General features: G+C 66.5%; 27 protein-coding genes. 16 read left to right on the forward strand and 11 right to left on the reverse strand.

The features are described from left to right. Window positions 1–14: 14 nt before the first annotated feature. Entirely contained in the window at window positions 15–911 is an 897-nt protein-coding gene (locus ACLV74_RS06855; RefSeq protein ID WP_411878622.1) for a LysR substrate-binding domain-containing protein, read from the forward strand. Window positions 912–980: 69 nt separating this feature from the next. On the opposite strand, the gene ACLV74_RS06860 is transcribed toward ACLV74_RS06855, so the two are convergent. Further along, window positions 981–1,721, reverse strand: coding sequence for an NIPSNAP family protein (locus tag ACLV74_RS06860; protein WP_411878623.1), 741 nt, complete (start codon window positions 1,719–1,721; stop codon window positions 981–983). A 90-nt stretch (window positions 1,722–1,811) separates the two neighbouring features. Here ACLV74_RS06860 and ACLV74_RS06865 point away from each other — a divergent pair, with 90 nt between their 5' ends. Beyond that, window positions 1,812–2,462: a TetR family transcriptional regulator C-terminal domain-containing protein gene (locus tag ACLV74_RS06865; RefSeq protein WP_411878624.1), complete on the forward strand. Its 651-nt coding sequence runs from the start codon at window positions 1,812–1,814 to the stop codon at window positions 2,460–2,462. A gap of 63 nt (window positions 2,463–2,525) precedes the next feature. Here ACLV74_RS06865 and ACLV74_RS06870 read toward each other — a convergent pair whose 3' ends face one another. Then, window positions 2,526–3,056, reverse strand: coding sequence for a DUF3237 domain-containing protein (locus ACLV74_RS06870; RefSeq protein WP_411878625.1), 531 nt, complete (start codon window positions 3,054–3,056; stop codon window positions 2,526–2,528). Further along, window positions 3,053–3,451 (reverse strand): nuclear transport factor 2 family protein, encoded by a 399-nt coding sequence (locus ACLV74_RS06875; protein WP_411878626.1) that lies wholly within the window; start codon window positions 3,449–3,451, stop codon window positions 3,053–3,055. The genes ACLV74_RS06870 and ACLV74_RS06875 overlap by 4 nt, the downstream gene beginning before the upstream one ends. 182 nt (window positions 3,452–3,633) lie before the next feature. Here ACLV74_RS06875 and ACLV74_RS06880 point away from each other — a divergent pair, with 182 nt between their 5' ends. From ACLV74_RS06880 to ACLV74_RS06890, 3 genes are all read left to right on the forward strand, one after another. Continuing rightward, the gene (locus tag ACLV74_RS06880; RefSeq protein WP_411878627.1) at window positions 3,634–4,116 is read left to right on the forward strand and encodes a winged helix-turn-helix transcriptional regulator; all 483 of its coding nucleotides are present in this window, start codon (window positions 3,634–3,636) and stop codon (window positions 4,114–4,116) included. Between the two features lie 314 nt (window positions 4,117–4,430). Continuing rightward, a complete protein-coding gene (locus ACLV74_RS06885) occupies window positions 4,431–5,072 on the forward strand; it encodes a hypothetical protein (RefSeq protein ID WP_411878628.1) in 642 nt (213 codons plus the stop codon). A 27-nt stretch (window positions 5,073–5,099) separates the two neighbouring features. Next, on the forward strand, window positions 5,100–5,762 hold the full coding sequence (locus ACLV74_RS06890) for a Fic family protein (protein ID WP_411878629.1): 663 nt from the start codon (window positions 5,100–5,102) through the stop codon (window positions 5,760–5,762). Between the two features lie 25 nt (window positions 5,763–5,787). Here ACLV74_RS06890 and ACLV74_RS06895 read toward each other — a convergent pair whose 3' ends face one another. Genes ACLV74_RS06895 through ACLV74_RS06905 form a run of 3 tightly spaced genes read right to left on the reverse strand, consistent with a single transcriptional unit; the run spans window position 5,788 to window position 11,639 of the window. After that, the gene (locus tag ACLV74_RS06895) at window positions 5,788–7,245 is read right to left on the reverse strand and encodes an efflux transporter outer membrane subunit (RefSeq protein ID WP_411878630.1); all 1,458 of its coding nucleotides are present in this window, start codon (window positions 7,243–7,245) and stop codon (window positions 5,788–5,790) included. Next, window positions 7,242–10,418, reverse strand: coding sequence for an efflux RND transporter permease subunit (locus tag ACLV74_RS06900; RefSeq protein ID WP_411878631.1), 3,177 nt, complete (start codon window positions 10,416–10,418; stop codon window positions 7,242–7,244). Before ACLV74_RS06900 ends, ACLV74_RS06895 begins: the two co-directional genes overlap by 4 nt. Before the next feature lie 9 nt (window positions 10,419–10,427). After that, window positions 10,428–11,639 (reverse strand): efflux RND transporter periplasmic adaptor subunit, encoded by a 1,212-nt coding sequence (locus ACLV74_RS06905; protein ID WP_411878632.1) that lies wholly within the window; start codon window positions 11,637–11,639, stop codon window positions 10,428–10,430. Between the two features lie 338 nt (window positions 11,640–11,977). Between ACLV74_RS06905 and phnC the strand changes: the two genes are divergently transcribed. Genes phnC through ACLV74_RS06925 form a run of 4 tightly spaced genes read left to right on the forward strand, consistent with a single transcriptional unit; the run spans window position 11,978 to window position 15,275 of the window. Then, the gene (gene phnC, locus ACLV74_RS06910) at window positions 11,978–12,847 is read left to right on the forward strand and encodes a phosphonate ABC transporter ATP-binding protein (RefSeq protein ID WP_411878633.1); all 870 of its coding nucleotides are present in this window, start codon (window positions 11,978–11,980) and stop codon (window positions 12,845–12,847) included. A gap of 56 nt (window positions 12,848–12,903) precedes the next feature. Beyond that, window positions 12,904–13,869 (forward strand): phosphonate ABC transporter substrate-binding protein, encoded by a 966-nt coding sequence (gene phnD / locus ACLV74_RS06915; RefSeq protein ID WP_411878634.1) that lies wholly within the window; start codon window positions 12,904–12,906, stop codon window positions 13,867–13,869. Window positions 13,870–13,888: 19 nt separating this feature from the next. Beyond that, window positions 13,889–14,695 (forward strand): phosphonate ABC transporter, permease protein PhnE, encoded by an 807-nt coding sequence (phnE, locus tag ACLV74_RS06920; RefSeq protein ID WP_411878635.1) that lies wholly within the window; start codon window positions 13,889–13,891, stop codon window positions 14,693–14,695. 22 nt (window positions 14,696–14,717) lie between these two features. Then, window positions 14,718–15,275 (forward strand): phosphonate degradation HD-domain oxygenase, encoded by a 558-nt coding sequence (locus tag ACLV74_RS06925; RefSeq protein WP_411878636.1) that lies wholly within the window; start codon window positions 14,718–14,720, stop codon window positions 15,273–15,275. Here ACLV74_RS06925 and phnN read toward each other — a convergent pair. From phnN to phnF, 3 genes are read right to left on the reverse strand one after another with little or no spacing between them, the layout of a single operon-like run. Further along, window positions 15,224–15,811 carry a phosphonate metabolism protein/1,5-bisphosphokinase (PRPP-forming) PhnN gene (gene phnN / locus ACLV74_RS06930; protein WP_411878637.1) on the reverse strand — a complete coding sequence of 196 codons (588 nt, stop codon included), beginning with the start codon at window positions 15,809–15,811 and terminating at the stop codon, window positions 15,224–15,226. The genes ACLV74_RS06925 and phnN overlap by 52 nt on opposite strands. Further along, a complete protein-coding gene (locus ACLV74_RS06935) occupies window positions 15,808–16,503 on the reverse strand; it encodes a DUF1045 domain-containing protein (protein ID WP_411878638.1) in 696 nt (231 codons plus the stop codon). The genes phnN and ACLV74_RS06935 overlap by 4 nt, the downstream gene beginning before the upstream one ends. Then, on the reverse strand, window positions 16,503–17,276 hold the full coding sequence (gene phnF / locus ACLV74_RS06940) for a phosphonate metabolism transcriptional regulator PhnF (protein WP_411878639.1): 774 nt from the start codon (window positions 17,274–17,276) through the stop codon (window positions 16,503–16,505). Before phnF ends, ACLV74_RS06935 begins: the two co-directional genes overlap by 1 nt. 98 nt (window positions 17,277–17,374) lie before the next feature. Between phnF and phnG the strand changes: the two genes are divergently transcribed. From phnG to ACLV74_RS06975, 7 genes are read left to right on the forward strand one after another with little or no spacing between them, the layout of a single operon-like run. Beyond that, a complete protein-coding gene (phnG, locus tag ACLV74_RS06945; RefSeq protein WP_411878640.1) occupies window positions 17,375–17,839 on the forward strand; it encodes a phosphonate C-P lyase system protein PhnG in 465 nt (154 codons plus the stop codon). Further along, window positions 17,836–18,453 carry a phosphonate C-P lyase system protein PhnH gene (phnH, locus tag ACLV74_RS06950; RefSeq protein ID WP_411878641.1) on the forward strand — a complete coding sequence of 206 codons (618 nt, stop codon included), beginning with the start codon at window positions 17,836–17,838 and terminating at the stop codon, window positions 18,451–18,453. Before phnG ends, phnH begins: the two co-directional genes overlap by 4 nt. Window position 18,454: 1 nt before the next feature. Further along, window positions 18,455–19,573, forward strand: a complete 1,119-nt coding sequence (locus ACLV74_RS06955) for a carbon-phosphorus lyase complex subunit PhnI (RefSeq protein ID WP_411878642.1) — start codon at window positions 18,455–18,457, stop codon at window positions 19,571–19,573. Beyond that, window positions 19,570–20,466, forward strand: a complete 897-nt coding sequence (locus ACLV74_RS06960; RefSeq protein ID WP_411878643.1) for an alpha-D-ribose 1-methylphosphonate 5-phosphate C-P-lyase PhnJ — start codon at window positions 19,570–19,572, stop codon at window positions 20,464–20,466. The genes ACLV74_RS06955 and ACLV74_RS06960 overlap by 4 nt, the downstream gene beginning before the upstream one ends. A gap of 47 nt (window positions 20,467–20,513) precedes the next feature. Continuing rightward, window positions 20,514–21,290, forward strand: a complete 777-nt coding sequence (gene phnK, locus ACLV74_RS06965; RefSeq protein WP_411878686.1) for a phosphonate C-P lyase system protein PhnK — start codon at window positions 20,514–20,516, stop codon at window positions 21,288–21,290. Between the two features lie 30 nt (window positions 21,291–21,320). After that, a complete protein-coding gene (gene phnL, locus ACLV74_RS06970) occupies window positions 21,321–22,019 on the forward strand; it encodes a phosphonate C-P lyase system protein PhnL (RefSeq protein ID WP_411878644.1) in 699 nt (232 codons plus the stop codon). A 14-nt stretch (window positions 22,020–22,033) separates the two neighbouring features. Further along, window positions 22,034–23,173, forward strand: coding sequence for an alpha-D-ribose 1-methylphosphonate 5-triphosphate diphosphatase (locus ACLV74_RS06975; protein WP_411878645.1), 1,140 nt, complete (start codon window positions 22,034–22,036; stop codon window positions 23,171–23,173). A 205-nt stretch (window positions 23,174–23,378) separates the two neighbouring features. Here ACLV74_RS06975 and ACLV74_RS06980 read toward each other — a convergent pair whose 3' ends face one another. Next, a complete protein-coding gene (locus ACLV74_RS06980) occupies window positions 23,379–24,113 on the reverse strand; it encodes an ABC transporter substrate-binding protein (RefSeq protein ID WP_411878646.1) in 735 nt (244 codons plus the stop codon). A gap of 33 nt (window positions 24,114–24,146) precedes the next feature. Continuing rightward, a complete protein-coding gene (locus ACLV74_RS06985; RefSeq protein WP_411878647.1) occupies window positions 24,147–24,989 on the reverse strand; it encodes an amidohydrolase family protein in 843 nt (280 codons plus the stop codon). Window positions 24,990–24,992: the final 3 nt, after the last annotated feature.

Raw genomic sequence — 24,992 nt, forward strand, 5'->3', positions numbered from 1 at the left:
TTTTCTCATGCACCATGATGTTGCGCGCGCCTTCCACCATGTCCCTGGTATGCCTTGAGGCCAGCGCGCGCCTGCGGTCCTTCACCGCGGCCGCGCAGGAGTTGCACCTCACCCAGGGCGCGGTCAGCCGCCAGATCATGGCGCTGGAAAGGCGGCTTGACCTCAAGCTCTTCGTGCGGCGCCGCGACGCGGTCATCCTCACGGAAGCCGGCCGCTATTACCTGGACGAAGTAGGCCCCATTCTCCAGCGCCTCGAACGCGCGACGGCCAACGTGATGGCGCTCAAGGGGCGCGGGGGCACGCTGGCGCTGTCGGTCGGCGCCTCGCTGGGCAGCTATTGGCTGATTCCGCGCCTGCCTGACTTCACGCGCGCGCACAGCGAGATCACCCTGAATTTCGCCACCCGCGTGGGCTCGGTTGATTTCAAGAGCATGCCGGTGGATGCCTCGCTCGAATTCGGCGACGGAAAACGCGCCGGCCTGCACAACGATTTTGTGCTGCCGCTGGCGATGGCGCCGTATGCCGCACCGGCATGGATCGCCAAAAACGGAAAGTCGCTGAGCGCCAGCACGCCGATGTCCGAACTGGTGCACCACACCACCGTGCTGGACGCGTGGAAAAAATGGTTCGACCATGCCGGCATCCAGATCGGCACCGGGCAGGAGGGACCGCGCTACGAGTTGATGTCCATGGCCCTGAATGCCGCGGTGGCGGGCCTGGGCGCGGTGCTGCTGCCCGATTTCATGGCCGGCGATGCGGTGGCGACCGGCCGTTTGCGCCGGCTGTCGAAGAAACAATGGGTGTCCACCCGCGGCTACTACCTGGTGTATCCGGAAGAATCATCGACGCTGGAGGCACTGACGGTATTTCGCGCGTGGCTGCTTGCGCAGGTCGCCACCGAGCCAGCCTGAATCATGGGCCGGGGCGGAGGCCCGGCCCGCGTCCTGGTCATTGGATGAAATCCGCTTTGGATTTCTTCGTCACCGCAGCAATGATCGGCGCGTCGGTTCCAGCCTAACCACCTCGTTGTCACGCCAGGTGCGCTTGTTCATCTCCGGCCGCAGCTGGTCACGCCACAGCGCTGAAGCCGCCAGCTCCAGGTGAAACCGCTGCAGATCGTCATGTCCGTCAAAGCGCAGCAGCCAGATGAAGAGCGTCTCCCCTTCCCGCACCGGCAGGCCCTGGAAATTGTTCTCGCGGTGGTCCACCACCCAGCAGCCTTCGACTGTGGCGCCGGCGGCCAGCAATACAGGGCGGAGCGCGTCCTCAAACCATGCGGCAAACGCCGTGTCGGTGCGCGGGGCGAGGTAGCACGCCGTCATCTCGAACACGCCGGCTTCGCCCGGGTCGGCCGCGGGCGGTGGGCGGTGCGCGCCAAAACTGGGGGGCAAGGGGCCCGGGCCCAGCAAGGACGGCATGACGGCGTCGCCCAGGGGCTTGAGCATCAGCACGTTGTCGGAATTGACCATGGTGCCGTTGGCCGCGTCGCGGTGCCGCGCCCAGACCGGGCCGGTGTAGAAGCTGCGCAGCGCTTCCGCGCGGCGGGGCAGGTCTTCAAAACGCCGCAACCAGACAAAGGCGTCGGGATCGTCCAGGTCGCGGAACTGGGCCAGCACGGACAGGCCGGCCGCATCCTGCGTTTCGAGGAATTCACGGTCAAACAGGTCAATCAGCGTCTCGCGGGCGCCCGGGTGCAAGCGATAGCGGCGCAGTTCAATCACGGGGCCGGCAGTTGTTTTTGGAGTGTCGGAGGTTTGGCTTGTCATAGGCCGTGAATTACAGGACAATCATCCTGTTTTGTCAACTCCGCCATGTTTGAACCCATGAAGACCGCAGCAGGAAAGCCGATGAAGAAGATGCCCGCGCCTGCCGCAACAGGCCGCACCAACGACCCCGACGGCCTGCGCCAGCGCTTGCTGGACACGGCCTTCGAGGCCTTCACCACGCGCGGCTATGCCAGCACCAGCATGCAGGACCTGAGAGAGTTGTCCGGCGCCACCGGCGGCGCGCTCGCGCACCACTTCGCGACCAAGAAGGCGCTGGGCCTGGCCGTGGTCCATGAACGCGTTGCCGCGGCGATCGAGGAAAGCTGGATCGCCCCGCTGCGGGCGGCGCCCGATGCATCACGCGGCGTCCAGCAGGTCTTCAGCGGCATCATTGCCGGCCTGGAAGACCAGGGCCGGGTCAACGGCTGCCCGCTGAACAACCTTGCGGTGGAACTGTCGGGGGAGGAAGAATTCCGCGTGCCGATGGCGGCGCTGTTTGACGCCTGGCGCCAGGCCATTGCCGGCAAGATCCGCGACGACAGAAAGGCCGGGCGCGGCGGCACGGCCAGCCCGCAGGCGCTGGCGACACTGGTGGTGGCGACCTATTCCGGCGCCATGGCCATGGCCAGGGCCGCGCAGTCGGCGCAGCCCTTGCGCGTGTGCGCGCAGCAGCTCAAACAGGTGATGGCGGCCTGAACGGGACGAAGCCCGGGCCCAAGCCCTGCGCAGCACGTTTCTTCGCGCGCTGCGCAGGCCCTGTCACAGGATGCGATACATCCGGTGGTCGATGCGGCCCGGGCCGTATTCGCCGTAGCCGACGGTGACGATGCCGCACAGCCACGCGTAGCGCTCGTCGGAGGTCTCGAACCTGGGCGTCGGGCGCACGTAGCTTTCATCGAAGGACAGTCGCTCACCCCTGGCCAGGCGCTGGCGGCCGTCCGCCGGAAACCGGAGGATGCCGTGCGACTCATAGTGAATGAGGACGCCGTCATCGGTGCGCAAGGTGGCGCGCACATCCATGCGGCTGGTGCCGTCGGCGCCCACGGAGACCCAGTCACCGCCGCCCGGCAGCATTTCGCCGCGCAGGCGCGGGCCTTCGAAGCGGCCGCCCTTCACCACGAAGGTCAAACGGGTGCCGAGAGGAGTCGGGATCACCTGGCCGAGCTCCAGGGCTATGCTGAGATCGAACAGATGTTCGACCGGCAAGGCGGTGGTCAAGGCCCGGTCGAACAAGGGCGTCACGCTATTGGCGGCAGGCGCTTTGGCGTTGGTCATATTTTTGTCCCTCATGCCGCTTCGAACGCGGCTTTGACCTGCGCAAAATCGAAGAAGGTGTCTTTCCTCGTGACAAGCCCGGCGTCATCCACCTCCACAACGTCGAGCGCGCGGAACCCCCTGCGCGCCTTCCCCGGCGGCTGGAAGGTCAGGTCCCATTCGAGCGTCCAGTGTTTGTCGCCCAGCAGGAGGCGGTGTGTCTCCACGCCGAAACCGGGATAGCGTTCAAACACTTCGGCGAACTCCTTGAGCAACGCGGCCTTGCCTTTCACCTCCGCGCCACGGCCGTGCGCCTGGAATGTCGACCCGGGCGCGTGCATCGCGACAATCGCCCCGGGATCGCGGGAGAGCCATGCGGCGGCATAGCGGTCGGCGATGGCGGCAATATCCTGTTTGGTCAATTCAGACATGAGAAAACCTTTCGATGTCATCCGGTGTTGTTCGCGGAAGATCCATTGATTCCGCGGTTCACAAGAGAAGGTCTGCCAACCATCTTGCAAACGATTTCCACTATACCTATGATTTTCATAGTGACAAGAGGTATGATGCCAAAATGCGCAAAAAACCAGATCAAACCCCGGCCCCGACGTCCATGGAACAGGGAACGCTGTGCCCTGTTGCCCGGGCCCAGGACATCGTCGGCGACCGCTGGACCGTGCTGGTACTTAGGGAGCTGTTCCTGGGCACGCGCCGCTTCGAGGAGATTCAGGCGCACACGCAGGCCACCCCGCAGATGCTGGCGACGCGATTGAAGAAACTGGAGGCGGACGGCATGGTCGAGCGCCGCCCGTACAACGACAAGCCTCTTCGCCACGAGTACCACCTGACGGACATGGGGCAGGCCTTTTATCCGGTCTTCCTGGCGCTGCGCGCCTGGGGAGAAGCCTGGTGCAAAACCGAAGAGGAAGAAGTCGCCATTCACTACACGCACATCCCGTGCGGCGAGGATCCCGGCCTGGGTCCCACCTGCCAGGTGTGCGGCGCCGAGATGCGCAGGGAGGATCTGACGGCGAGACTGAGCGGGTCCTTCGTGGCTGAAAGGCACGCGCGGCTGAGTGCCTTCAAGCGCGGGTAAAACTGTCCGCACGATAAATACCGCGCCCGGCCGGACGGTTTTTCACGGACTGCCGGCGCGCGTGATGAGCGCCGGCGGCAGCTTGATTCGCCATATCAACCGCCTTTCTTATGCCAATGCGCCTCGTCTGGCCGGGCGCGGTGCGGGTGGAAGCCCGGAATCCCGGTATTTATCCCCTCCCGCAGCTGTGAGAGACTTTTGCGCCCAAACCTGCGTAAACTGCATGACACTGTTCTGCATGACACTGTTGTATGTGTTGTATGACTGTGTGTTCACCGTGAATACGGACGGCCAGACAACCCAAGGAAAACATCATGACTGCTGCTTCCATGCCCGGCACCGCAGATTTTGATCGTGATGTCCGCCAGCAGATTTCCCAGGTGCGCAAGCTGGGGAGCGCGCCCACCACCAAGACATGGGTCCTGAACGCAGCGATCAAGACGCTGGGCCGGCCCACGCTTTTTCTGCTGGATGCGGTGCTGCGTGTGGCGCATCGCCGGCTGGTCCGCAAAACAGAGCGCATGGAACTGGCGATCGCGTGGTTCAACGACAGCTACGACGATTTTTATGAGCGGGTGTCACAGCGCGCATACATCCCCGACCAGAAGTTCACTGACGACTTCCGCCAGCTGCGGGCAAAAAACCGCCACCTGATCACAGTGTGCCGAAAGAGCAGCGACGACCTGCGCCCCCTGGGTGTCGCGCCGGAAGTAGCGACAGCCTTCGACAATCTCGCCGGCATGGCGGCCGGCATGGACGCGGCCCTGGCCCGCTTCGAAATCCTGGCCGTGGCCGCGCAGTCCTGCGAGGCCGCGCTCAGGCGTTCCATGGAGTTGAGCAAGGACATTCGCGGCACGCTGGAAGATTTCGACAGGGACGACCAGTTGATGGACGACCCGGAACTGGTGGCCGCCTCCAGGGCCGCCGTGCAGCGGATGAGGGCGCAAGCCGTCTAGTCTGAAAAAAACAAGGCGAGGCCGGCCATGCAGCCGGGGACAATGGGAGACCACAGCAGCTGCAAATACTGGTCGTACACCAGCCATCCGGACCGGCAGGCGGGCCTTGGCAAGCGCTGCCGCTACCTGACCGATGCGGCCCTGCTCTCGGAGCCGGTGGTGGGCCGCGCCGATTTCGACACCCGCGCCGCGCACGGCTTCATGTTCCAGGGCATGACGCCGGCATCGTGCACCTGCATCATCGGCAACTACCGCGGCACGCCGGGCTGCCCCGACCTCGTCACCTGCCCCGTCAAGGTGGCCGATGACGACAAGGTCGGGCTGGCGCCTGAACTGGTGCACGGGGCGATGCGCAAACTCGACGAAGAGTGCAACGAGATCATGAACGGCTACTACCGCTGGGTGGACGGCGAGGGGCAGACGGCAACCCTGGACCGTCAGCTCAGGAAATTCGCCATCGAAGCGGCAAAGGTGTTCGAGCGCTTTTTGACCATACACCCTTACGTCGACGGAAACGGCCACTGCGCGCGGCTGCTGGTTTTCAGGATGCTGGTGTGGGCCAGGTTTCCGCCCAGGCAATGGGATATCGACGCAACACTGGACCTCCACCAGGAGCTCAAAGCCTACCGCCGTGAGCAAAGAGGCCCGCTGATCCAGAAGCTGACCCTGTTTGTTCTTCAGTCGATGTAGTCCGGCGGCGCGCGGCCGGCAACGCTCAGGGCGCCGCCACCGCCGCGGAGGCGTTTGACGCCTCGCTCCACCCGCCGCCCAGCACCTTGTAGAGCGTGAGCCGGTTCACCTGCTCGACGCGCTGCAGGTCTATCAGGTCCTGCTGCACCAGGTAGAGCGCGCGCTGCGCGATCAGCGTGTCGAGGTAGGCGCCGCCGCCGCTTCGGAACAGCGCCTGCGACAGGTCGTAACTGCGCTGCGAAGCTGCCACCAGCGACTGCTGGGCGGCCATGCGCTCGGCCAGCGTGCGGCGTGCGGCCAGGGCGTCGGCGACTTCGCGGAAGGCGGTCTGCAGGGTTTTTTCGTAACTGGCCAGCTGGATTTGCTGCTGCACCTCGGCCACCTTGAGGTTGGCGCGGTTGGCGCCGCCGTCGAAGATAGGCAAGGTGATCGAGGGCACAAAACTCCAGGTGCTGCTGCCGCTTTTGAAGAGGCCCGACAAGGTGCCGCTGGCGGTGCCGGCCGCGCCGGTCAGCGAGATGCGCGGGTAAAAGGCTGCGCGGGCCGCGCCTATGTCGGCATTGCTGGCGCGCAGCACGTGCTCGGCCGCGAGCACGTCGGGGCGCTGCAGCAGCACGCTGGACGGCAGGCCCGCGGGCGGCACCAGCAGCTGCGCGACGGGTGCGGACAGCGGCGTGCCGGGCGTGGGCAGCAAATCATCAGGCAGCGGGCCGCCGGCCAGCAGGGCCAGTGCGTTGCGGTCCTGCTCGACCTGGCTGTCATAGGTGGCGGCCTGCAGGCGCGCGCTGTCGACGGTAGTTTGCGCCTGCGCCAGGGCCAGGCCCGATTGCGCGCCGAGTGCGTGGCTGCGCTCTATCAGCTCAAACGATTTTTGCTGGCTGGCCAGCGTGTCTCGCGCGAGCTTGAGGCGCTGCGTGTCGGCTTCCAGCGCCAGCCAGGCCGAAGCCACTTCGGCGACCAGGCTGATCTGCGCGCTGCGCCGGGTTTCATCGACGGAGAAATAACTCTCAAGCGCGGCATCGCCCAGGTTGCGCACCCGGCCGAACAGGTCGAGCTCGTAGCTCACCAGGCCCAGGTTCACGCTGTACTGGGTCGCAAGGGTGCTGGCGCTGCCCGTGCTGCCGGAGGTGCGGGCGCGCGAGGCGGCGGCGCCAAGATTGACCGAGGGAAAGGCGTCCGCCCGCGCGATGCCGTACTGGGCGCGCGCGCGTTCGATGTTGAGTGCCGCGACGCGCAGGTCGCGGTTGTTGGCGAGCGTGATCTCGACCACGCGACGCAGGCGCGCATCGAGGAAAAACTCGCGCCAGCCCAGGGACGCCGGCGCCTGGGCCTCGGGAGCCGAAAGGCCGGTGGCCGGAAATGCGGCGGGAACCGGCGCGGCAGGCTGCCGGTAAGCGGGCGCGAGGTTGACGCAACCGGCCAGCAGCATGGCAGCGGCGAACAGCGACAGGGCCGGCATGGCGCCGCGCAAAAACCGGCTCATGGCTGGCTCCCTTCGGCCGCGTGGGCCGGTTCGACGCCCTCGGTCGAGGGTTTCTTGCGGCGCTGCAAAAAGCTGCGGATCATGACAAAGAACAAGGGGACAAAAAAGATGCCGAGCGCGGTGCCGACGATCATGCCGCCCAGCACTGCGGTGCCGATGGACTGGCGGCCGCCCGCGCCGGCGCCGGTGCCGATGGCGAGGGGCAGCACACCGAAGCCGAAGGCCAGCGAGGTCATCAGGATGGGTCGCAGCCTCAAACGCACGGCCTGCAGCGTGGCCTCGAGAACACTTTTGCCCTGCTCCTGCAGCTGCTTGGCGAATTCGACGATCAGGATGGCGTTCTTGGACGACAGGCCCACGGTGGTGAGCAGGCCGACCTGGAAGTAGACGTCGTTGCTCAGGCCGCGCGTCCAGGTGAAAAGCAGCGCACCGACGATGCCCAGCGGCACGACCAGGATCACGGAAAACGGCACGGACCAGCTTTCATACAGCGCGGCCAGGCACAGGAACACGAAGAGGATGGAAATCGCGTACAGCATGGGCGCCTGCGCGCCGGAGATGCGCTCCTGCAGCGAGGCGCCGGTCCATTCATAACCGATACCGGCGGGCATCTGCTTCATGACGTCTTCGACGGCGTTCATCGCGACGCCCGAGCTCACGCCGGCCGCGGCGTCGCCGACGAACTCGTAGCTGGAGCTGCCGTTGTAGCGCTGCAGCTGCGGCGAGCCGTAAGTCCAGCGCGTGCTCGAGAACGCCGGGAACTGCACCATCTGCCCCAGCGTGTTGCGCACGCTCCAGCGGTTGATGTCCTCGGGCAGCATGCGGAACTGCGCGTCGCCCTGCAGGTAGACGCGCTTGACGCGCCCGTTGTTCAGGAAGTCGTTGACGTAGGTGCCGCCCATCGCGGTCGACAGCGTGCTGTCGATGGCGCCGGTGGGCAGGCTGAGCGCGCCGGCCTTGGCGTCGTCGATGTCGACGGCGAACTGCGGCGTGTCGTCCAGGTTGTTGCTGCGCACGTTGGCGACTTCCTTGCGCTGGCCCAGCAGCTGCACCACCTGGTCGCGGGCCTTCACGAGCGCGTCGTGGCCCAGGCCGTTGGTGTCTTTCAGGTTGAAGTTGAAGCCGGCGTTGGCGCCCAGCCCGCGCACCGCGGGCGGCAGCGACACATAGATACGCGCATCGCGGATTTTCGAGAGGTCGCTGGTCGCCTTGCGGGCGATGGCGTCGGAAGACTGCTCTTTGGTCTCGCGTTTAGCCCACTCCGTGAGCATGACGAAGGCGCGCGCCGAACTCTGGTCGCCGTTCTGGCCGGTGATCATGTTGATGCTGACGACGTCGGGCTGCTTGAGGAAGTAGTCCTGCACCTGGTCCATGATGGGCTGCAGGCGCGCGTTCGACGAGCCGGGCGGCAAGGTGATCTGCACCGACAGCGAGGCCTGGTCTTCGTTGGGCAGGAAGGAAGTGGGCAGGCGCAGGAACATCACGGCCATGGCGATGCAGATCAGCGCGTACACCACCAGGCTGCGCTTGCCGCGGCGTATCATGCCGCCGACGATGCCCTGGTATCTGTCGGCCGTCTGGTCGAAGCGCCGGTTGAAGCCGCCGAAGAAGCGGTCGAACCAGCCCACGAGCCCGGGGCGCGGCTCGGCGTGGGCGTGGTGCTCGCCCTTGGGCAGCGGTTGCAGCAGGGTGGCGCAGAGCGCCGGCGTCAGGGTCAGCGCGACAAAGACCGACAGCACCATGGCCGAGACGATGGTGATGGAAAACTGGCGGTAGATCACGCCGGTGGAGCCGCCGAAGAAGGCCATGGGGATGAACACCGCCGACAGCACCAGCGCGATGCCGACCAGCGCGGGCGTGATTTCGGCCATGGACTTGCGCGTGGCTTCCTTGGGCGAGAGACCCTCCTCGCTCATCACGCGCTCGACGTTCTCGACGACGACGATGGCGTCGTCGACGAGCAGGCCGATGGCCAGCACCAGGCCGAACATGGTCAGGGTGTTGATGGAATAACCGAACACCGACAGCACGCCGAAGGTGCCCAGCAGCACCACGGGCACGGCGATGGCCGGGATCAGGGTGGCGCGGAAGTTCTGCAGGAAGATGTAGATCACCAGCACGACGAGGATCATGGCCTCGACCAGCGCCTTGACCACCTCGTCGATGGAGGCGCTGACAAAGGGCGTGGTGTCGTAGCTCACATAGGTCTTGAGCTGGTTGGGAAACAGCGGCTCCAGCTCGGCGATCTTGGCCTTGACCGCGTCGGCGACCTGGACCGCGTTGGCGCCGTCGGCCAGCACCACGCCCATGCCGGCGCCGGGCTTGCCGCCCAGCAGCGAGCGCACGGTCAGGTTCTCGGCGCCGAGCTCGACCCGGGCCACGTCCTGCAGGCGCACCACCGCGCTGTCGGGCGCCACACGCAGCACCACGTTGTTGAACTGGTCCGCCGTCTGCAGCTTGCTGCGCGAGGTGATGGTGGCGTTGAGCTGCTGCCCGCCGGTGGCCGGCAGCGCGCCCAGCTGGCCGGCCGACACCTGCGTGTTCTGCGCCGTCAGCGCCGAGATCACGTCGGACGGCATCAGCGCATATTTGCGCAGCTTGTCCGGGTCCAGCCAGATGCGCATGGCGTAGCCGGTGCCCAGGGTCTGCACGTCGCCGACGCCGTCGATGCGGCTGATCACGTCGACCAGGCTGCTGGTGATGTAGTCGCCGACGTCGACCGCCGAGGCGCTGCCGTCGGCGGAGTACATGGAGACGATCAGCAGGAAGTCATTGCCGCCCTTGGTGACGGTGACGCCGCGGCTTTGCACTTCCTGCGGCAGGCGCGAGATCGCCTGCTGCAGCTTGTTCTGCACCTGCATCTGGGCCACGTCGATGTTGGTGCCGGCCTCGAAGGTCAGCTGCGTGCGCGCGGCGCCCGATGAGGCGCTGGTGCTCTGCATATAAAGCAGCCGGTCCAGGCCCTTCATCTGCTGCTCGATGACCTGGGTCACCGAGTCCTCGACGGTCTTGGCCGAGGCGCCGGTGTAGGTCGCGTTGATGGACACGCGCGGCGGCGCGATGTCGGGGTATTGCTCGAGCGGCAGCGTCTTGATGGACATGGCGCCGGCCAGCATGATGACGATGGACAGCACCCACGCGAAGATGGGGCGGTCGATGAAAAACTGTGCCATGGACCGTCCTTAACGCGCGGCGCTGGCCAGTTTGGCGGCGGCAGGCGCCGATGCCGATGCCGCGGCTGCGGCCGCGGCGGAAACCTCGACCGGCTTGACCGTGTCGCCCACCCGCGCGCGCTGCGAGCCCTCGACCAGCACCCGCTCGCCGGCCGCCAGGCCGTCCAGCACCTGCCAGCGCGCGGCGACCGCGCGGCCCACGGTGATGGGGCGCTTGGCCACCTTGTTGTCGGCGCCCACCACCAGCGTGGAGGCGCTGCCGTCCGGCGCGCGGGTGACGGCCTGCTGCGGCACCAGGACGGCGGCCTCGTCGGCGGCCACCTGCAGCACGGCGCGCACGTACATGCCGGGCATCAGGGTGCGTTCGGGATTGGGGATCACGGCCCGCAGCGTGACGCTGCCGGTGCCGGCATCGACCGTGACGCCGCTGAAGGTCAGCTTGCCGTCGTGCGGGTAGCGCGTGCCGTCTTCCAGCAGCAGCTTGATGGGCGCTGAAACGGTATCGACTTTCTGCATGCGCCCGCCCGCGAGTTCGCGCTTGAGGCGCAGCAGTTCGCTGCTGGACTGCGTGACGTCGACATACATGGTGTCGAGTTGCTGCACCGTCGCCAGCGCGGTGGCCTGGTTGGCGGTGACCAGCGCGCCGGGCGTGACGGTGGACAGCGACACCCAGCCCGACACCGGCGAGGTGATGCGGGTGTAGCCGAGGTTGATGCGCGCCGACTGCTCGGCCGCCTGCGCCACGGCAAGGTCCGCCTCGGCCTGCTGCGCCGCGGCCTGGGTCTCCTCATTGACCTGCTGGCTGATCGCGTCGATCTTGACCAGTTCGGCATTGCGCCTGGCGACGGTACGGGCCGTGGCCAGCGCCGATTCGGCGCGCCGCGCGCCGGCCTGGGCGCTTTGGTAGGCCGCCTGGTAGGTCGAGGGGTCTATCTGGTAGAGCACCTGGCCGGCCTTGACCTGCGAGCCTTCGGTGAACAGGCGTTTTTGCACGATGCCGCCGACCTGGGGCCGGATCTCCGCGATCACGGTGGCCGCCGTGCGGCCGGGCAGTTCGGTGCTGAAGGAGATTTTTTCCGCCTTGAGCGTCAGGACGCCGACTTCGCGGGGCTGGGCGGCTGCCTTGCCGCCCGCATCGCCCGGGGAACAAGCCGTCAGCGACGCGGCGGCCAGGGTGAAAACAAGGAGTCGGACGATGCAGGTGGGGGAAGGTTTTTTCATGGAATGGCGTTGAGCGTCCGGGCCGCGCAGACGGGTGCGATCGGTAGACGGAAAGCCTAGCGCAATAGTTCCGCTGCAGTGCAGCATTGCGTGCAACAGTTCTGTAAAGCTGCTTCTGAGCGCGCTTGTTGTATTGCGCCTTCCTCCTCTGGGGGAAGGTTGGGATGGGGGCCAGCGGCACCGGATGTTGCCCCGCGTGTGTTTAAAGGCCGCCGGCCCCCACCCCCGCCCTCCCCCAGAGGGGGAGGGAGAAAAGCCGCAAAAACCCTACAAAAAACCTGACACGAAAACGACACATTGCGCCCCTAGATTCAGCCCAGTCAACTCCGGGAACGACCATGGACGCCATCCGCATCAACACACTCAGCAAAACCTTCGGCAACGGCCGCAAAGCCCTGCAGGCGATTGACCTCAGCATCGCGCCCGGGGAGATGGTGGCGCTGATAGGCGCCTCGGGTTCCGGCAAATCCACGCTGCTGCGCCACATGGCCGGGCTGATGGCGGGCGACACGCAGTCGCAGGGCTCCATCGAGATCCACGGCCGCACCGTGCAGCGCAACGGCAGGATCGCCTCCGACATCCGCTCGGTGCGCTCGGGGGTCGGTTTTGTCTTCCAGCAGTTCAACCTGGTGGGCCGCCTGCCCGTCATCATCAACGTGCTGGCCGGCACGCTGCACAAGGTGCCTTTGTGGCGCAGCCTGGCGCGCTGGTTCACGGCCGAGGAAAAAGCACGCGGCATCGAAGCCTTGCGCCGCGTCGGCATCGCCGAATGCTGGGCGCAGCGCGCCTCCACCCTCTCGGGCGGGCAGCAGCAGCGCGCGGCGATCGCGCGTGCCATGGTGCAGGGCGCCAAAGTGGTGCTGGCCGACGAACCCATCGCCTCGCTGGACCCGGAGTCCTCGCGCAAGGTCATGGACATCCTGGCGCGCGTGAACCGCGAAGACCAATGCACCGTGGTGGTGTCGCTGCACCAGGTCAACGTGGCCGTCAAATACTGCCCGCGCACCATCGCCCTGCACCAGGGCAAGGTGGTGTACGACGGCCCTTCCGCCGGGCTGACGCCCGCCGTGCTGCGCGACCTGTATGGCGCGGAGGCCGACGACATCCTGTCCCTGGGCGACCATATCTCCAGCCTGGAAGACAAGGTTGTCCCCGTCATTCCCATTCCCCACCTGGCCTGGCCGGTGCCGCTGGCGCAGGCCGCCTGAGCGTGCTCCCCAAGACCCTCAATTCCCCCCAGTCACCTACCCCTCAAGGATTCACCATGCTTAAAAAATTCATCAGCGGCCTGGCCGCGGCCACCGTCCTGGCGGTCACGCCGGCCATGGCGCAAGAGCTCAAGGAAATCAACTTCGGCATCATCTCCACCGAGTCGTCGCAGAACCTGAAGTCCGACTGGCAGCCCATCCTCGACGACATGGCCAAAAAGACCGGCCTGAAGGTCAATGCCTTCTTCGCCTCCGACTACGCCGGCATCATCGAAGGCATGCGCTTCAACAAGGTGCACGTGGCCTGGTACGGCAACAAGTCGGCCATGGAGGCGGTGGACCGCGCAAGCGGCGAGGTGTTCGCGCAAATGGTCAATGCCGACGGCACCCAGGGCTATTACTCGCACCTGATCGTCAACAAGGACAGCCCGCTCAAGACGCTGGACGACGTGTTCAAAAACGGCAAGAACCTGTCCTTCGGCAACGGCGACCCCAACTCGACCTCGGGTTTCCTGGTGCCCGGCTACTATGTTTTTGCGAAGAACAAGATCGACTCCAAGACCTTCTTCAAGGTCTCGCGCGGCGCCAACCACGAGAGCAATGCCCTGGCCGTGGCCAACAAGCAGGTCGACGTGGCCACCTGCAACAGCGAGGTGATGGAGAAGGTCAAGGAGCGCCAGCCCGAGAAGTTCGCCGAGATCCGCATCATCTGGACCTCGCCGCTGATCCCGCTGGACCCGCTGGTGATGCGCAAGGACCTGCCTGAAGGCACCAAGAAAAAGATCCAGGACTTCTTCTACACCTACGGCAAGGGCGGCCAGCAGGAAAAGGACAACCTCATGAAGCTCTCCAAGCTGTCGGCCTTCAAGCCTTCGACCAACGCGCAATTGATCCCCATCCGCCAGCTGGAACTGTTCAAGGACCGCAACAAGTTTGAAGCCGATGCCGGCATGCCCGCCGCCGACAAGCAGCTCAAGATCGCGGAGATCGACAAGAAGCTTGCCGAGCTCAGCCAGCAATAAGATGCGCGGAATCGCCGACATGAGCGTACCTTCAACTCCCCTGGCGGTCGCGCCGCTGCAGCTGGACGTCCCCCGGTCCAGCCTGCTGGGCATGCTGGCCTGGGGCGGCGTGATCGCCGTGCTGGCCGCGTCGTGGCAGGGCGCGGACATGCGCCCGCTGGACCTGGTGCGCGATTCCAGCAATATGGCGAAATACGCGGCGGATTTTTTCCCGCCCAACTTCAGCCAATGGCGCTTTTACCTGCAGGAAATGCTGGTGACGCTGCAGATCGCCGTGTGGGGCACGGCGCTGGCCGTGGTGTTCGCGGTGCCGCTGGGTTTGCTGTCCTCGGCCAACATCGCGCCGGCCTGGGTCCGGCAACCGGTCAGGCGGCTGATGGACGCGGCGCGCGCCATCAACGAGATGGTGTTCGCGATGCTCTTCATCGTGGCCGTCGGTTTGGGGCCGTTTGCCGGCGTGCTGGCACTGTTCGTGCACACCACGGGCGTGCTGGCCAAGCTGTTCTCGGAAGCCGTGGAATCCATCGACGCGCAGCCGGTGGAAGGCATACGCGCGACCGGCGCCAACGCGCTCGAAGAGATCGTCTACGGCATCATCCCGCAGGTGCTGCCGCTGTGGATTTCCTACTCGCTGTACCGCTTTGAATCCAACGTCCGCTCGGCTTCCGTGGTCGGTATGGTGGGCGCCGGCGGCGTGGGCGTCATTCTCTGGGAAATCATCCGCGGCTTTCAGTACGCCGAAACCTGCGCCGTGATGATCATCATCGTGGTCACCGTGACGATGATCGACCTGGTCTCGGCGCGCATACGCAAAGCACTCGTTTAAATCGTTTTCAGGAAGCACTGCCATGGCCCTGCAGATCGCGCAGATCACCGAGTTGTTCCTGGTGCAGGGCGCCCTGCGTTATGGCGCCGAAGCCATCAGTCAGCAGCAGCACGCCCTGCAATGCGCGCACCTGGCCGAGCGGGCCGGCAGCACCGACGAACTGGTCGCCGCGGCCCTGCTGCACGACCTCGGCCATTTGCTGCCCAGGACCGCGCCCAAGGCCGCGGGCATAGACGACCTGCACCAGTACATGGCCATCCCGTTTTTGCGCGGCGTGTTCGGCGAGGCCGTGCTGGAGCCGGTGCGCATGCACGTCGATGCCAAGCGCTATCTCTGCCACGTCGACGAACAGTATTGGGCCGGCCTGTCGCCGGCGTCGCAGCGCAGCCTGGAATTGCAAGGCGGCGCATTTTCGGCGGAAGAAGCGGCCGCCTTTATCGCCCAGCCCTTTGCCGCCGACGCGGTGGCGCTGCGCCGCTGGGATGACCTGGCCAAGGACCCCACCGCCAGGCCGCCCGGCTGGGCGCACTATGTGGCTGTGCTGGAACGCGCCTGCATCGCGTCCGCCGCCGTCGCCTGAGCGTTGCGCGCCAGGTAGTCGGCCAGGCGCCGGCCCGCGGTCGCCAGTTCCGCGTCATTGACGATCACGCAGTCCGCCTGCATGCCGGTAAAACGCGTGTTGCGCGCCAGCCTTTCGGTGACCGCATGCGACGCATCCCGGCCGCGCTGTGCCAGGCGCTCCGCCAGCTGCCTGTGATCAGCGGTAATCTGCACCACCCGCAGCCCGTGCGAAGGTTCCAGGCTGTTGACGTGCTCGCGCGAGCCGTTCACCACCACGCTGCGCCCGGCTTCCACCTCGTCGCCATAGTGCCGCGAAATGCCGTAATAAAAACCGTGCGCCTGCCAGTGCCAGCTCAGGCCTCCGGCGCGCAGCAGCGCGAGGAAGTCGGCCTCCGCCACGGGCTCATGGTCGGAGCCCTGCTGCGCGGGGCGCGTCACCATGCGGCGGGCAAACACAATGTCTTGCCGCGATGAAAGCATTTCCCTGGCCGATGCGATCACGCTGTCTTTGCCGGCCCCGGACGGGCCGCAGACAAATATCCAGGCGCCGCTCATGCGTGCAGCTTCAGGTCGATGAGCCGCAGAAAGGGGTCGCCCGGCGCCCTTTCCACAAACAGGCAGAGCCGGTCCAGTGACAGGGGGGTGCCGGCGTTGAGCCGCGCAATTTCCGGTGCCACCGCATGAATGACGGTTTGTGCGGTCGCGGCATCGACAGGGCCTGTCAGCGTCATGTGAAAACGGAAGCGCTCCATCACATGGGGATAACCGTAGAGTTCCAGCAACTCGATGCCGCGCGTATCCAGAAGGTCCACACGGCGTCGCGCGCGGTCGGCTTCGCCCAGCGGCGCGCGCAAATCATCGAGTTCACGCACGCAGGCTGCGGCCAGTTCCTGCAGGCCTGCGGGTTCGCCATCGGGCACCAGCGCCACAAAGTCACCGATCGCGGCCACGCGCATGGGGCCCATCGCCACGGGCTTGAGCGTGGCGGCCAGGGCATTGAGCCGCCGCATCAGGCCGGTTTCATCGCAGCCGGCCGCCAGCCGCAAGGGCGCCTTGAGCGTGGCGTGAAATCCATAACGCCTGGGGTCCTGCGTGATCTGCGCAAACGCCTGCGGCGCCATGCCGTCCAGCGCGGGTTGGGGCAATACGCTGTTGTCGTATTCGTCGCGGCCCAGCCAGCGCGCGCCGAACTCGCGCCAGGGGGAATATTTGTCGGGCGCGAAGTAGATGGCGTAACGCGGACTCATCATTCGGCTCCCGCGGTTTCATCCGCGGCGGAGTTCACCACCAGCTGCACGCGGTCGCCGCAGAACACCGTCTCGCCGTACTTGATGGGACTGCCCTCCATGTCGGCGTCCAGGCATTCCACGCACAGCAAAGGCCGCGTGACGGGCTGCTTGAGCAGGCGGGCGGTTTCTTCCGACGGCATCTGGGTGGTGATGCGGCTTTCCGCGCGCACGTAATCCTGCACACCGAAGTGGCGCAGGATTTCGGTGGTGCGCATGCCGGTGTTGAGCATGTCCAGCAGGCCGGCGAAGCGCAGCGCCGGGTAGTAGGCGGTGGCCAGGCCTATGGGCTGGCCGTTGGCTTCGTCGAGCATTTCCACCATCAGCACCTTGGCGCCCTTGGCGAGCTTGAGCTCGTGCATGGCGCGCTCGGGTGCCGGCATTTCACGCGCCGTCAGCAGCAGCTTGCTGGGCAGCAGGCCCTGGCGCAGCAGGTTTTCACTGAAGCGCGTGCGGCGCGAGAGCACGTAGTCGAGCAGCTCGTGCTGGATGAACATGCCGCGCCCCGGCTCTATGCGCACCAGGCCGTCGGACTGCAAGGCGGCCACCGCCTGGCGCAGCGTGTGGCGGTTCACGCCGAAGCGCGTGGCGAGCTCGTTTTCGCTGGGCAAACGCCCGGTGTCGGTGAAGGCACGGTCACGGATTTCCGTGCTCAGCGTATCGGCGATCTGCTTCCAGACGGCGACACCGCTGCGCCTGCCTGGAGCACTGGAAAGGGTGCGTTCGCTTGTCATCATTTGGTCATGTTGCCCGGTTGAACTAGGACCTGTTGGCACCCACAGCGGGTGCTTCCGGCCACCCTTCAACTCTAGTAACTGATTTAGACATCCGTATGACAAACGAGTCCCTGGATACAAGCAACGCGCCGCGCAAGCGATGGCTGGCGGTGCTGGCGCGCGCCGATACACCGGCGCTGGAGCAGGCCGCAGCCGCCCTCGGCGAGCTGCCGCCGCTGGAGCATGTGCGGCCTTCCGAGCCCGGCATGGTGATGCTGCGCGGCCGCGTGGGCGGCACGGGCGATGCGTTCAACCTCGGCGAGGCCACCGTGACGCGCTGCGCCTTGCGTGTCGGCGCAGGCGCGCTCGGTGTCGGGTATGCGCTGGGGCGCGACAAGCGCAAGGCCGAACTGATTGCGCTGTTTGATGCGCTGCTGCAGGACCCGGCGCGGCAGGCATCGATCCAGCGCGATGTGGTCGACATGCTGGCTGGTGAACAGGCCGCACGGCGCGATGCCGCCGGCCGCTCGGCCGCCGCGTCCAAAGTTGAATTCTTCACCATGGTCAGGGGCGAAGCATGAGCGCACAGCAACAAACACAAACACAAGCACAACTGGGCGCGGGTTTTGCCGATGCCGTGCACGAAGCGCAGAACGCGTTCCGCGGCCTGCTCGACGCCCTGTCGCGGCCGGGCCGGCGCGTGGCCATCGGCAGCCCCGTCAAGGGCCTGGCCCTGGGCCCCGCGATGGCGCACCTGCTGCTGACGCTGACCGACGACGACACGCCTGTCTGGTGGCAGCAGAGTGACGAGGCCACCACCGGCTGGCTGCGCTTTCACACCGGCGCCAGCGTGACCGCCACGACTGGGCTCGCGGCCTTTGCGGTGATCACCGACGCGGCCACCTTGCCGCCGCTGGACGCCTTCGCGGCCGGCTCGCTGGAGTCGCCCGAACATTCGGCGACCTTGCTGGTGGAAGTGGCTTCGCTGGACGGCGGCCCCGCCGTCGAATGGCGCGGCCCCGGCATCCAGGACATGCAGACGGTGCGCATCACCGGCCTGCCCGACCAGTTCTGGGCGCAATGGCAGGCCAACCACGCCGCGTTCCCGCAAGGCGTCGACATTGTTTTCACCTGCGCGGATGCCGCGCTGGGTTTGCCGCGCACCACGCGTGTGCGGCGTCTGGAAGGGATCTAGCATGTACGTTTCCGTCAAGGGCGGCGCGGCCGCCATCGAAAACTCCTGGCGCCTGCTGGCCGAACAACGCCGCGGCGACACCGCGCTGCCGGAGCTGTCAGTGGCGCAGATACGCGAGCAACTGCCGCTAGCGGTGGACCGTGTCATGTCCGAGGGTTCGCTGTATGACCGCGAACTCGCCGCGCTGGCCATCAAGCAGGCCGGCGGTGACCTGGTCGAAGCCATCTTTTTGCTGCGCGCCTACCGCACCACGCTGCCGCGCTTCGGCTACAGCCTGCCCATGGACACGGCGCGCATGCAGTTGGTGCGCCGCGTCTCGGCCACCTTCAAGGACGTGCCCGGCGGCCAGGTGCTGGGCCCCACCTATGACTACACGCAGCGCCTGCTCGACTTCGCGCTGCTGGCCGAAGGCGGTACCGATGCGCCGGGTGAGGCCCCCGCCGCCGAACCCATGCCGGCCAGCATGCCCCGCGTCAATGAACTGATGGCGCGCGAAGGCCTGATGGAGACGCCGCGGCCTTTGTCGGAGGGCGAGCCCGGCGACCTGACGCGCGAGCCGCTGATGTTTCCCGCGCAGCGGCCGCTGCGCCTGCAGGCGCTGGCGCGCGGCGACGAAGGCTGGCTGCTGGCGCTCGGGTATTCGACCCAGCGCGGGTATGCCAACTCGCACCCCTTCGCGGGCGAGATACGGCGCGGCAGCGTGTCGGTGGAAATCCTGCCGGATGAGCTGGGCTTTGCCATCGACATCGGCGACGTGGAGGTGACCGAGTGCCAGATGATCAACCAGTTCGCCGGCAACCGCGAGGTGCCGCCGCAGTTCACCCAGGGCTACGGCCTGGCCTTTGGCGGTGCGGAACGCAAGAGCATGGCCATGGCGCTGGTGGACCGCGCCCTGCGCGCGCGCGAACTCGGCGAGACGGCCACCGCGCCGGCGCAGAACGAGGAGTTTGTGCTCTCGCACGCCGACAGCCTGGAAGCCTCGGGTTTTGTGCAGCACCTGAAGCTGCCGCACTACGTGGACTTCCAGTCCGAGCTGGAGCTGGTGCGCAAGCTGCGCGCCGCCCATGCACAGGAAAGAGACGCCGAACAGCAGGCGCAGGCCCTGCAGAAAGCAGCATGATGGACGAGAACTACAACTTCGGCTTCCTCGACGAGCGCACCAAAAAAATGATACGGCGCGCCATGCTCAAGGCCGTCGCCATCCCCGGCTACCAGGTGCCTTTCGGCTCGCGCGAAATGCCTTTTGCCTATGGCTGGGGAACCGGCGGCGTGCAGGTCACGGCCAGCATCATCGGCAAGCGCGACGTGCTCAAGGTAATCGACCAGGGCGCGGACGACACCACAAACGCGGTCAACATACGCCGCTTCTTCGCGCGCACCACGGGCGTGGCCACCACCGAAAAAACCGCGCAGGCCACCATCATCCAGACCCGCCACCGCATCCCGGAAGCGGCGCTGACCGAGGCGCAGGTCATCGTCTACCAGGTGCCCATGCCGGAGCCGATGTTCCGCCTGGAGGCGCGCCGCCGCGAGACCATCACCATGCATGCGCTGGCCGAATACGGCCTGATGAACGTCAAGCTCTATGAAGACATCGCGCAGCTGGGCGCGATCTCCAAAACCTATGACTACCCGGTGCTGGTGAACGAGCGCTACCTGACCTCGCCCTCGCCCATCCCCAAGTTCGACAACCCCAAGATGCACATGAACCCTGCCCTGCAGCTGTTCGGCGCGGGCCGCGAAAAACGCATTTATGCGATACCGCCCTACACCGCCGTGCGCAGCCTCGATTTTGAAGACCACCCGTTTGAGGTGCAGCGCTGGGAACATGCCTGCGCGCTGTGCGGCTCCGGCGAAAGCTTCCTCGACGAAATGATTGTGGACGACGAGGGCAGCCGCCTGTTCGTCTGCTCCGACAGCGACTTTTGCGGTGAGCGGCGTGACGCCGGCCATGTCGGCACGCAGCAATCGGTGCGCCTGCGCGATGTGCTGGCTTCGGAAAAGGCTGCATGATGAACAAGCAGCTGCTCTTATCCGTGCGCGGCGCCGGCAAGAACTTCATGCAGGGCAACCGCCCGCGCTGGGCCTGCCGGGGCGTCAGTTTTGACCTCTATCCCGGCGAAGTGCTGGCCGTCGTGGGCGAGTCCGGCTCCGGCAAGTCCACGCTGCTGCGCTTGCTGGCTTCGCGCCTGGCCTGCGATGAAGGCTCGGTGCATTACAACCTGCGTGACGAAGCCGGCACCGGCCCCGTTGCCGCGCAAGACGACGCCGGCTTGGTCAACCTGGCCGAATTGTCCGAAGCGCGCCTGCGCTGGCTGGCCCGCACCGACTGGGGGTATGTCGAGCAGCATGCGCGCGACGGCCTGCGCATGAACGTCTCGGGCGGCGCCAACATCGGCGAACGCATGATGGCCCTGGGCAGCCGCCACTACGGCAAGCTGCGCGGCGAAGCCCTGGACTGGATGGAGCGCGTCGAGCTTGACGCGGGCCGCATCGACGACCTGCCCGGCACCTATTCAGGCGGCATGCAGCAGCGCCTGCAGATTGCCCGCAACCTGGTGACCCATCCGCGCCTGGTTTTTATGGACGAGCCCACCACCGGGCTGGACGTGTCGGTGCAGGCGCGGCTGCTGGACCTGCTGCGCGAACTGGTGGACCAGTTGCAGCTGGCGGCCGTCATCGTCACCCACGACCTGGCGGTGGCCCGGCTGCTGGCGCACCGCATGCTGGTGATGAAGGACGGGCTGGTGGTCGAACAAGGCCTGACCGACCGCGTGCTGGACGACCCGCAGCACCCCTATACCCAGTTGCTGGTGTCTTCGGTGCTTACGCCTTGATGTCCCTGCCCCTTCATTTTTTGATGCCCTATGACCGCCCTGCTTGAAACCCAAGACCTGTCCAAAACCTTCACGCTGCACGGCCGCGGCGGCCTGGAGTTGCCCGTGTTCGCCGGCATCAACCTGAGCGTGCGCGCCGGCGAATGCCTGGCACTGACCGGCCACTCCGGCAGCGGCAAGAGTTCGCTGCTGCGCTGCCTCTACGGCAACTACGCCGCCACCCACGGCGAGGTGCGCATACGCCATGACGACGCATGGCTCAGCCTTTCGGCGGCCGCGCCGCGCGAGGTGCTGGAAGTGCGGCGCCGCAGCCTCGGTTACGTGTCGCAGTTTCTGCGCGTGATCCCGCGCGTCTCCACGCTGGACATCGTGGCCGAGCCGCTGCGCCGGCTTGGCGTGGCGGCGCAGGAAGCCCAGGCCCAAGCCGCCCAGTGGCTGGCGCGGCTGAACCTGCACGAGCGCCTGTGGCATCTGCCGCCGGCGACTTTTTCAGGCGGCGAGCAGCAGCGCGTGAACATCGCGCACGGCCTGATCGCCGGCCACCCGGTGCTGCTGCTGGACGAGCCCACGGCCTCGCTGGATGCGGACAACCGCCGCGTGGTGGTGGAACTGATCCACGCGGCGCGCGAACGCGGCGCCGCGGTGGTGGGCATTTTTCATGACGACGAAGTGCGGGAAGCCGTGGCCAGCCGCTGCTTTGATGTCGAACAGTATCGCAACCCCCTTTAACCCCGGAACACGCCATGACACAACGCATCATCAAAAACGCAAAGATCGTCACCGCCGATGAAGAATTCACCGGCTGCATGGTGATCGAGGGCGGCACCATCCGCTCGATAGAGCGCGGCGACACCTCGGTGCCCGCCGCCGAGGACTGGGCCGGCGACTGGCTGCTGCCGGGCCTGGTCGAGCTGCACACCGACAACCTCGAAAAACACCTGGTGCCGCGCCCCGGCGTGATCTGGAACGCGCATTCCGCCACCGTGATGCACGACGCGCTGTGCGCGGCGGCCGGCATCACCACCGTGCTCGACTCGGTGGTCATCGGCGACATGGACCAGGGCGGCGCGCGCAGCCAGACCCAGCACGTGGCCATCCAGGCCCTGCACGCCTGCCGCGGCGAAGAGCTGCTGCGCGTCGAGCACCTGCTGCACCTGCGCTGCGAGGTGTCGGCGCCCGACATTGTGGAGGTGTTCGAGCGCTATGCCGACGACACGCTGCTGGAACTGGTCAGCGTGATGGACCACACGCCGGGCCAGCGCCAGTGGCGCGACCTGACCAAATACCGGCGCTATGCCGAGCGTTTCGGCAGCTTCGGCGACGCCGAGTACGACGCCATGATCGCGGAGCGCCAGGAGCACCAGATCCGTTACGCCATTCCCAACCGCGCCGCCGTGATCGCCGGCAGCCACGCCCGCAGCCTGCCGCTGGCCAGCCACGACGACACCGAAGTCGACCACGTCGAGCAGGCCAGCGAGGAACGCATACGCATCTCGGAGTTCCCCACCACAGTGGCGGCCGCCCGGGCCGCGCGCGCGGCGGGCATTGCCATCGTCATGGGCGGGCCCAACCTGGTCAAGGGCGGTTCGCATTCCGGCAATGTGTCGGCGGCCGAACTCGCGCGGCTGGACCTGCTGGATATTTTTTCATCCGACTACGTGCCCGCCAGCCTGCTGCAATCGGCATTTTTGCTGCGCGACACGGTGGGCTGGAGCCTGCCCAAGGCCGTCAAGACGGTGACACGCAACCCGGCGCGCGCCATCGGCCTCCATGACCGCGGCGAACTCGCGACCGGCCTCAGGGCCGACCTGATACGCGTGAAGATGAGCGGCAGCATGCCCATCGTGCGTGGGGCATGGCACATGGGTGTGCGGGCCTTCTAGGCGCCACGCCTCCCGGCTTGCTCCTTCCCCCTCTGGGGGAAGGTTGGGTTGGGGGCTGACGATGCCTGATGGTTGGCAGCGCGTGATTGGAACGCCGCTGGCCCCCACCCCCGCCCTCCCCCAGAGGGGGAGGGAGCCCAAGTTTTGCTCCTTCCCCCTCTGGGGGAAGGCTGGGATGGGGGCCGCGGCGCGCGCAGCCGGCTTCTCAGCCGGCAGGTGCGACGGAAGCGCCCTCTATCTTGTGATCCGCCAAAGCCCCGGCGACAAAGCCCGTGGCCTTCATCTCTTCGACAAAAAGGTGCAGCGCTTTCGCCGCGGCCTCGCCCCGTGTCCTGGGCGTGCCCATGGCCTGCTGGATCACCATGAAACGGCCCGGCAGCAAGCGAAGGCCTGTGTGTTTTTTCGCGTCAAGCTCCAGCTGCTGCTTCACGCCGGCGGCCACGTCGATCTTCTGCGCCACAAAGGTCTCCACCACGGCCGGTGAGCTGGGCGCCCTGACGATGCTCGCGTGCTGGAGTTCGCGGCTCAGGTAGAGGTCGTAAGCGCTGCCAAGGCCCACGGTGACCGTCACGCCGGCCTTGTCGACCTCTTCGTTCCGCGTGATCGGCGACGAATCGCGCACCAGGTAACAGCCTTCAATCAGCACATAGGCCGCCGTGAAAGCGATACCGGCGCCGCGCAAAGGGTCTATGGCGAAGAAGCCGATGTCGGCCTGGTCGTCGCTGACCGCCTGCACCGACTTGCCCGCCGTGTCGAACACCACAAATTCGACGGGCACGCCCAGCCGCTGCGCAAAAGCCCTGGCCAGGTCCACCGACACGCCCGTGGGTTCGCCGCCGGGCGGGCCGGCTTTGGCCAGGATGGGGTTGCCCAGGTTGATGGATGCGCGCAGGACGCCGGTGGGGGTGAAAGCCTTGACGAGGGCGGCATCCATGGCCATGGGAACTCCTTGAGGATTTAAGCGATTCCGCCTTTATACCTGCGGCCGGTACAGGCTCACGCCGTTGCTCCACAGCGCCTTGCGCGCCAGTTCGGGGCCGAGCACGTCCTTGACCAGTTGCAGGTCGGATGCGGCAAAGGGTCGCTTGGCGCGGGTGGAGGGCATGTCGGTGCCGAAGACCAGCGCGTTCGGGTTGCGCCTGGCAATCGCTTCCAGCGCCTTGGGCACGTTCATGTCGACGCGGCCGAAGCCGGTGGCCTTGATGCGCGCGCCGGCGTCGACCAGGTCCAGCACCACGGGCAGGCCGGCCTCGGTCATGCCGAGGTGGTCGATCACGATCTGCGGCAGCTTGGACAGCTTGGCGACGTGCGGGCGCAGGGCCGCGGCGTCGGCATAGATTTCCGAATGCCAGCCGCCGACCGCGTGCACGCGAGTGGCCAGGGCCACGATGTCGTCGACGCTGTCGATACGGCCGCGGAAGATGTTGAAGCGCAGCGCCCGCACGCGCAATGCCGCCAGGCTGGCGACTTCAGCGTCGGGGATGTTGGGCGGCACCTGGGTGACGCCGACCCAGCGCGGGCCCAGTTCCTTGAGCGTGGCACGCAGATAGGTCTGGTCGAAACCGTGGAAGGAGCCCGAGACGATGGCGCCCGAGCTGACCTTGAGCGGCGCGGTGTCGGCCAGGTATTGCGCGAGCGGGAAAGGCGGCGGCGTGTAGCCCTGGTTTTCGATGATGGGGTAGCGCGGGTCGATGATGTGGCAGTGGGAATCAAAGACCTGGTCTTGCGCGGCGGCACCGGTGGCGCAGCCGGTCAGCGCGTGGGAGGCCGCGGCGGCGGCGAAACCGGCCAGCAGGTGGCGGCGATTGAGTTGCATGCA

Source organism: Polaromonas sp. YR568 (genome assembly GCF_943369415.1).
GTDB lineage: Bacteria > Pseudomonadota > Gammaproteobacteria > Burkholderiales > Burkholderiaceae_C > Polaromonas.

What these genes read in the sequence shown, in the direction of transcription:
- ACLV74_RS06855 (WP_411878622.1), top strand. Translation starts at nt 15, where the DNA reads ATGATGTTGCGCGCGCCTTCCACCATGTCCCTGGTATGCCTTGAGGCC.
- ACLV74_RS06865 (WP_411878624.1), top strand. Translation starts at nt 1,812, where the DNA reads ATGTTTGAACCCATGAAGACCGCAGCAGGAAAGCCGATGAAGAAGATG.
- ACLV74_RS06870 (WP_411878625.1), bottom strand. Translation starts at nt 3,056, where the DNA reads ATGAGGGACAAAAATATGACCAACGCCAAAGCGCCTGCCGCCAATAGC.
- ACLV74_RS06875 (WP_411878626.1), bottom strand. Translation starts at nt 3,451, where the DNA reads ATGTCTGAATTGACCAAACAGGATATTGCCGCCATCGCCGACCGCTAT.
- ACLV74_RS06880 (WP_411878627.1), top strand. Translation starts at nt 3,634, where the DNA reads ATGGAACAGGGAACGCTGTGCCCTGTTGCCCGGGCCCAGGACATCGTC.
- ACLV74_RS06885 (WP_411878628.1), top strand. Translation starts at nt 4,431, where the DNA reads ATGACTGCTGCTTCCATGCCCGGCACCGCAGATTTTGATCGTGATGTC.
- ACLV74_RS06890 (WP_411878629.1), top strand. Translation starts at nt 5,100, where the DNA reads ATGCAGCCGGGGACAATGGGAGACCACAGCAGCTGCAAATACTGGTCG.
- ACLV74_RS06895 (WP_411878630.1), bottom strand. Translation starts at nt 7,245, where the DNA reads ATGAGCCGGTTTTTGCGCGGCGCCATGCCGGCCCTGTCGCTGTTCGCC.
- ACLV74_RS06900 (WP_411878631.1), bottom strand. Translation starts at nt 10,418, where the DNA reads ATGGCACAGTTTTTCATCGACCGCCCCATCTTCGCGTGGGTGCTGTCC.
- ACLV74_RS06905 (WP_411878632.1), bottom strand. Translation starts at nt 11,639, where the DNA reads ATGAAAAAACCTTCCCCCACCTGCATCGTCCGACTCCTTGTTTTCACC.
- phnC (WP_411878633.1), top strand. Translation starts at nt 11,978, where the DNA reads ATGGACGCCATCCGCATCAACACACTCAGCAAAACCTTCGGCAACGGC.
- phnD (WP_411878634.1), top strand. Translation starts at nt 12,904, where the DNA reads ATGCTTAAAAAATTCATCAGCGGCCTGGCCGCGGCCACCGTCCTGGCG.
- phnE (WP_411878635.1), top strand. Translation starts at nt 13,889, where the DNA reads ATGAGCGTACCTTCAACTCCCCTGGCGGTCGCGCCGCTGCAGCTGGAC.
- ACLV74_RS06925 (WP_411878636.1), top strand. Translation starts at nt 14,718, where the DNA reads ATGGCCCTGCAGATCGCGCAGATCACCGAGTTGTTCCTGGTGCAGGGC.
- phnN (WP_411878637.1), bottom strand. Translation starts at nt 15,811, where the DNA reads ATGAGCGGCGCCTGGATATTTGTCTGCGGCCCGTCCGGGGCCGGCAAA.
- ACLV74_RS06935 (WP_411878638.1), bottom strand. Translation starts at nt 16,503, where the DNA reads ATGAGTCCGCGTTACGCCATCTACTTCGCGCCCGACAAATATTCCCCC.
- phnF (WP_411878639.1), bottom strand. Translation starts at nt 17,276, where the DNA reads ATGACAAGCGAACGCACCCTTTCCAGTGCTCCAGGCAGGCGCAGCGGT.
- phnG (WP_411878640.1), top strand. Translation starts at nt 17,375, where the DNA reads ATGACAAACGAGTCCCTGGATACAAGCAACGCGCCGCGCAAGCGATGG.
- phnH (WP_411878641.1), top strand. Translation starts at nt 17,836, where the DNA reads ATGAGCGCACAGCAACAAACACAAACACAAGCACAACTGGGCGCGGGT.
- ACLV74_RS06955 (WP_411878642.1), top strand. Translation starts at nt 18,455, where the DNA reads ATGTACGTTTCCGTCAAGGGCGGCGCGGCCGCCATCGAAAACTCCTGG.
- ACLV74_RS06960 (WP_411878643.1), top strand. Translation starts at nt 19,570, where the DNA reads ATGATGGACGAGAACTACAACTTCGGCTTCCTCGACGAGCGCACCAAA.
- phnK (WP_411878686.1), top strand. Translation starts at nt 20,514, where the DNA reads ATGCAGGGCAACCGCCCGCGCTGGGCCTGCCGGGGCGTCAGTTTTGAC.
- phnL (WP_411878644.1), top strand. Translation starts at nt 21,321, where the DNA reads ATGACCGCCCTGCTTGAAACCCAAGACCTGTCCAAAACCTTCACGCTG.
- ACLV74_RS06975 (WP_411878645.1), top strand. Translation starts at nt 22,034, where the DNA reads ATGACACAACGCATCATCAAAAACGCAAAGATCGTCACCGCCGATGAA.
- ACLV74_RS06980 (WP_411878646.1), bottom strand. Translation starts at nt 24,113, where the DNA reads ATGGCCATGGATGCCGCCCTCGTCAAGGCTTTCACCCCCACCGGCGTC.
- ACLV74_RS06985 (WP_411878647.1), bottom strand. Translation starts at nt 24,989, where the DNA reads ATGCAACTCAATCGCCGCCACCTGCTGGCCGGTTTCGCCGCCGCCGCG.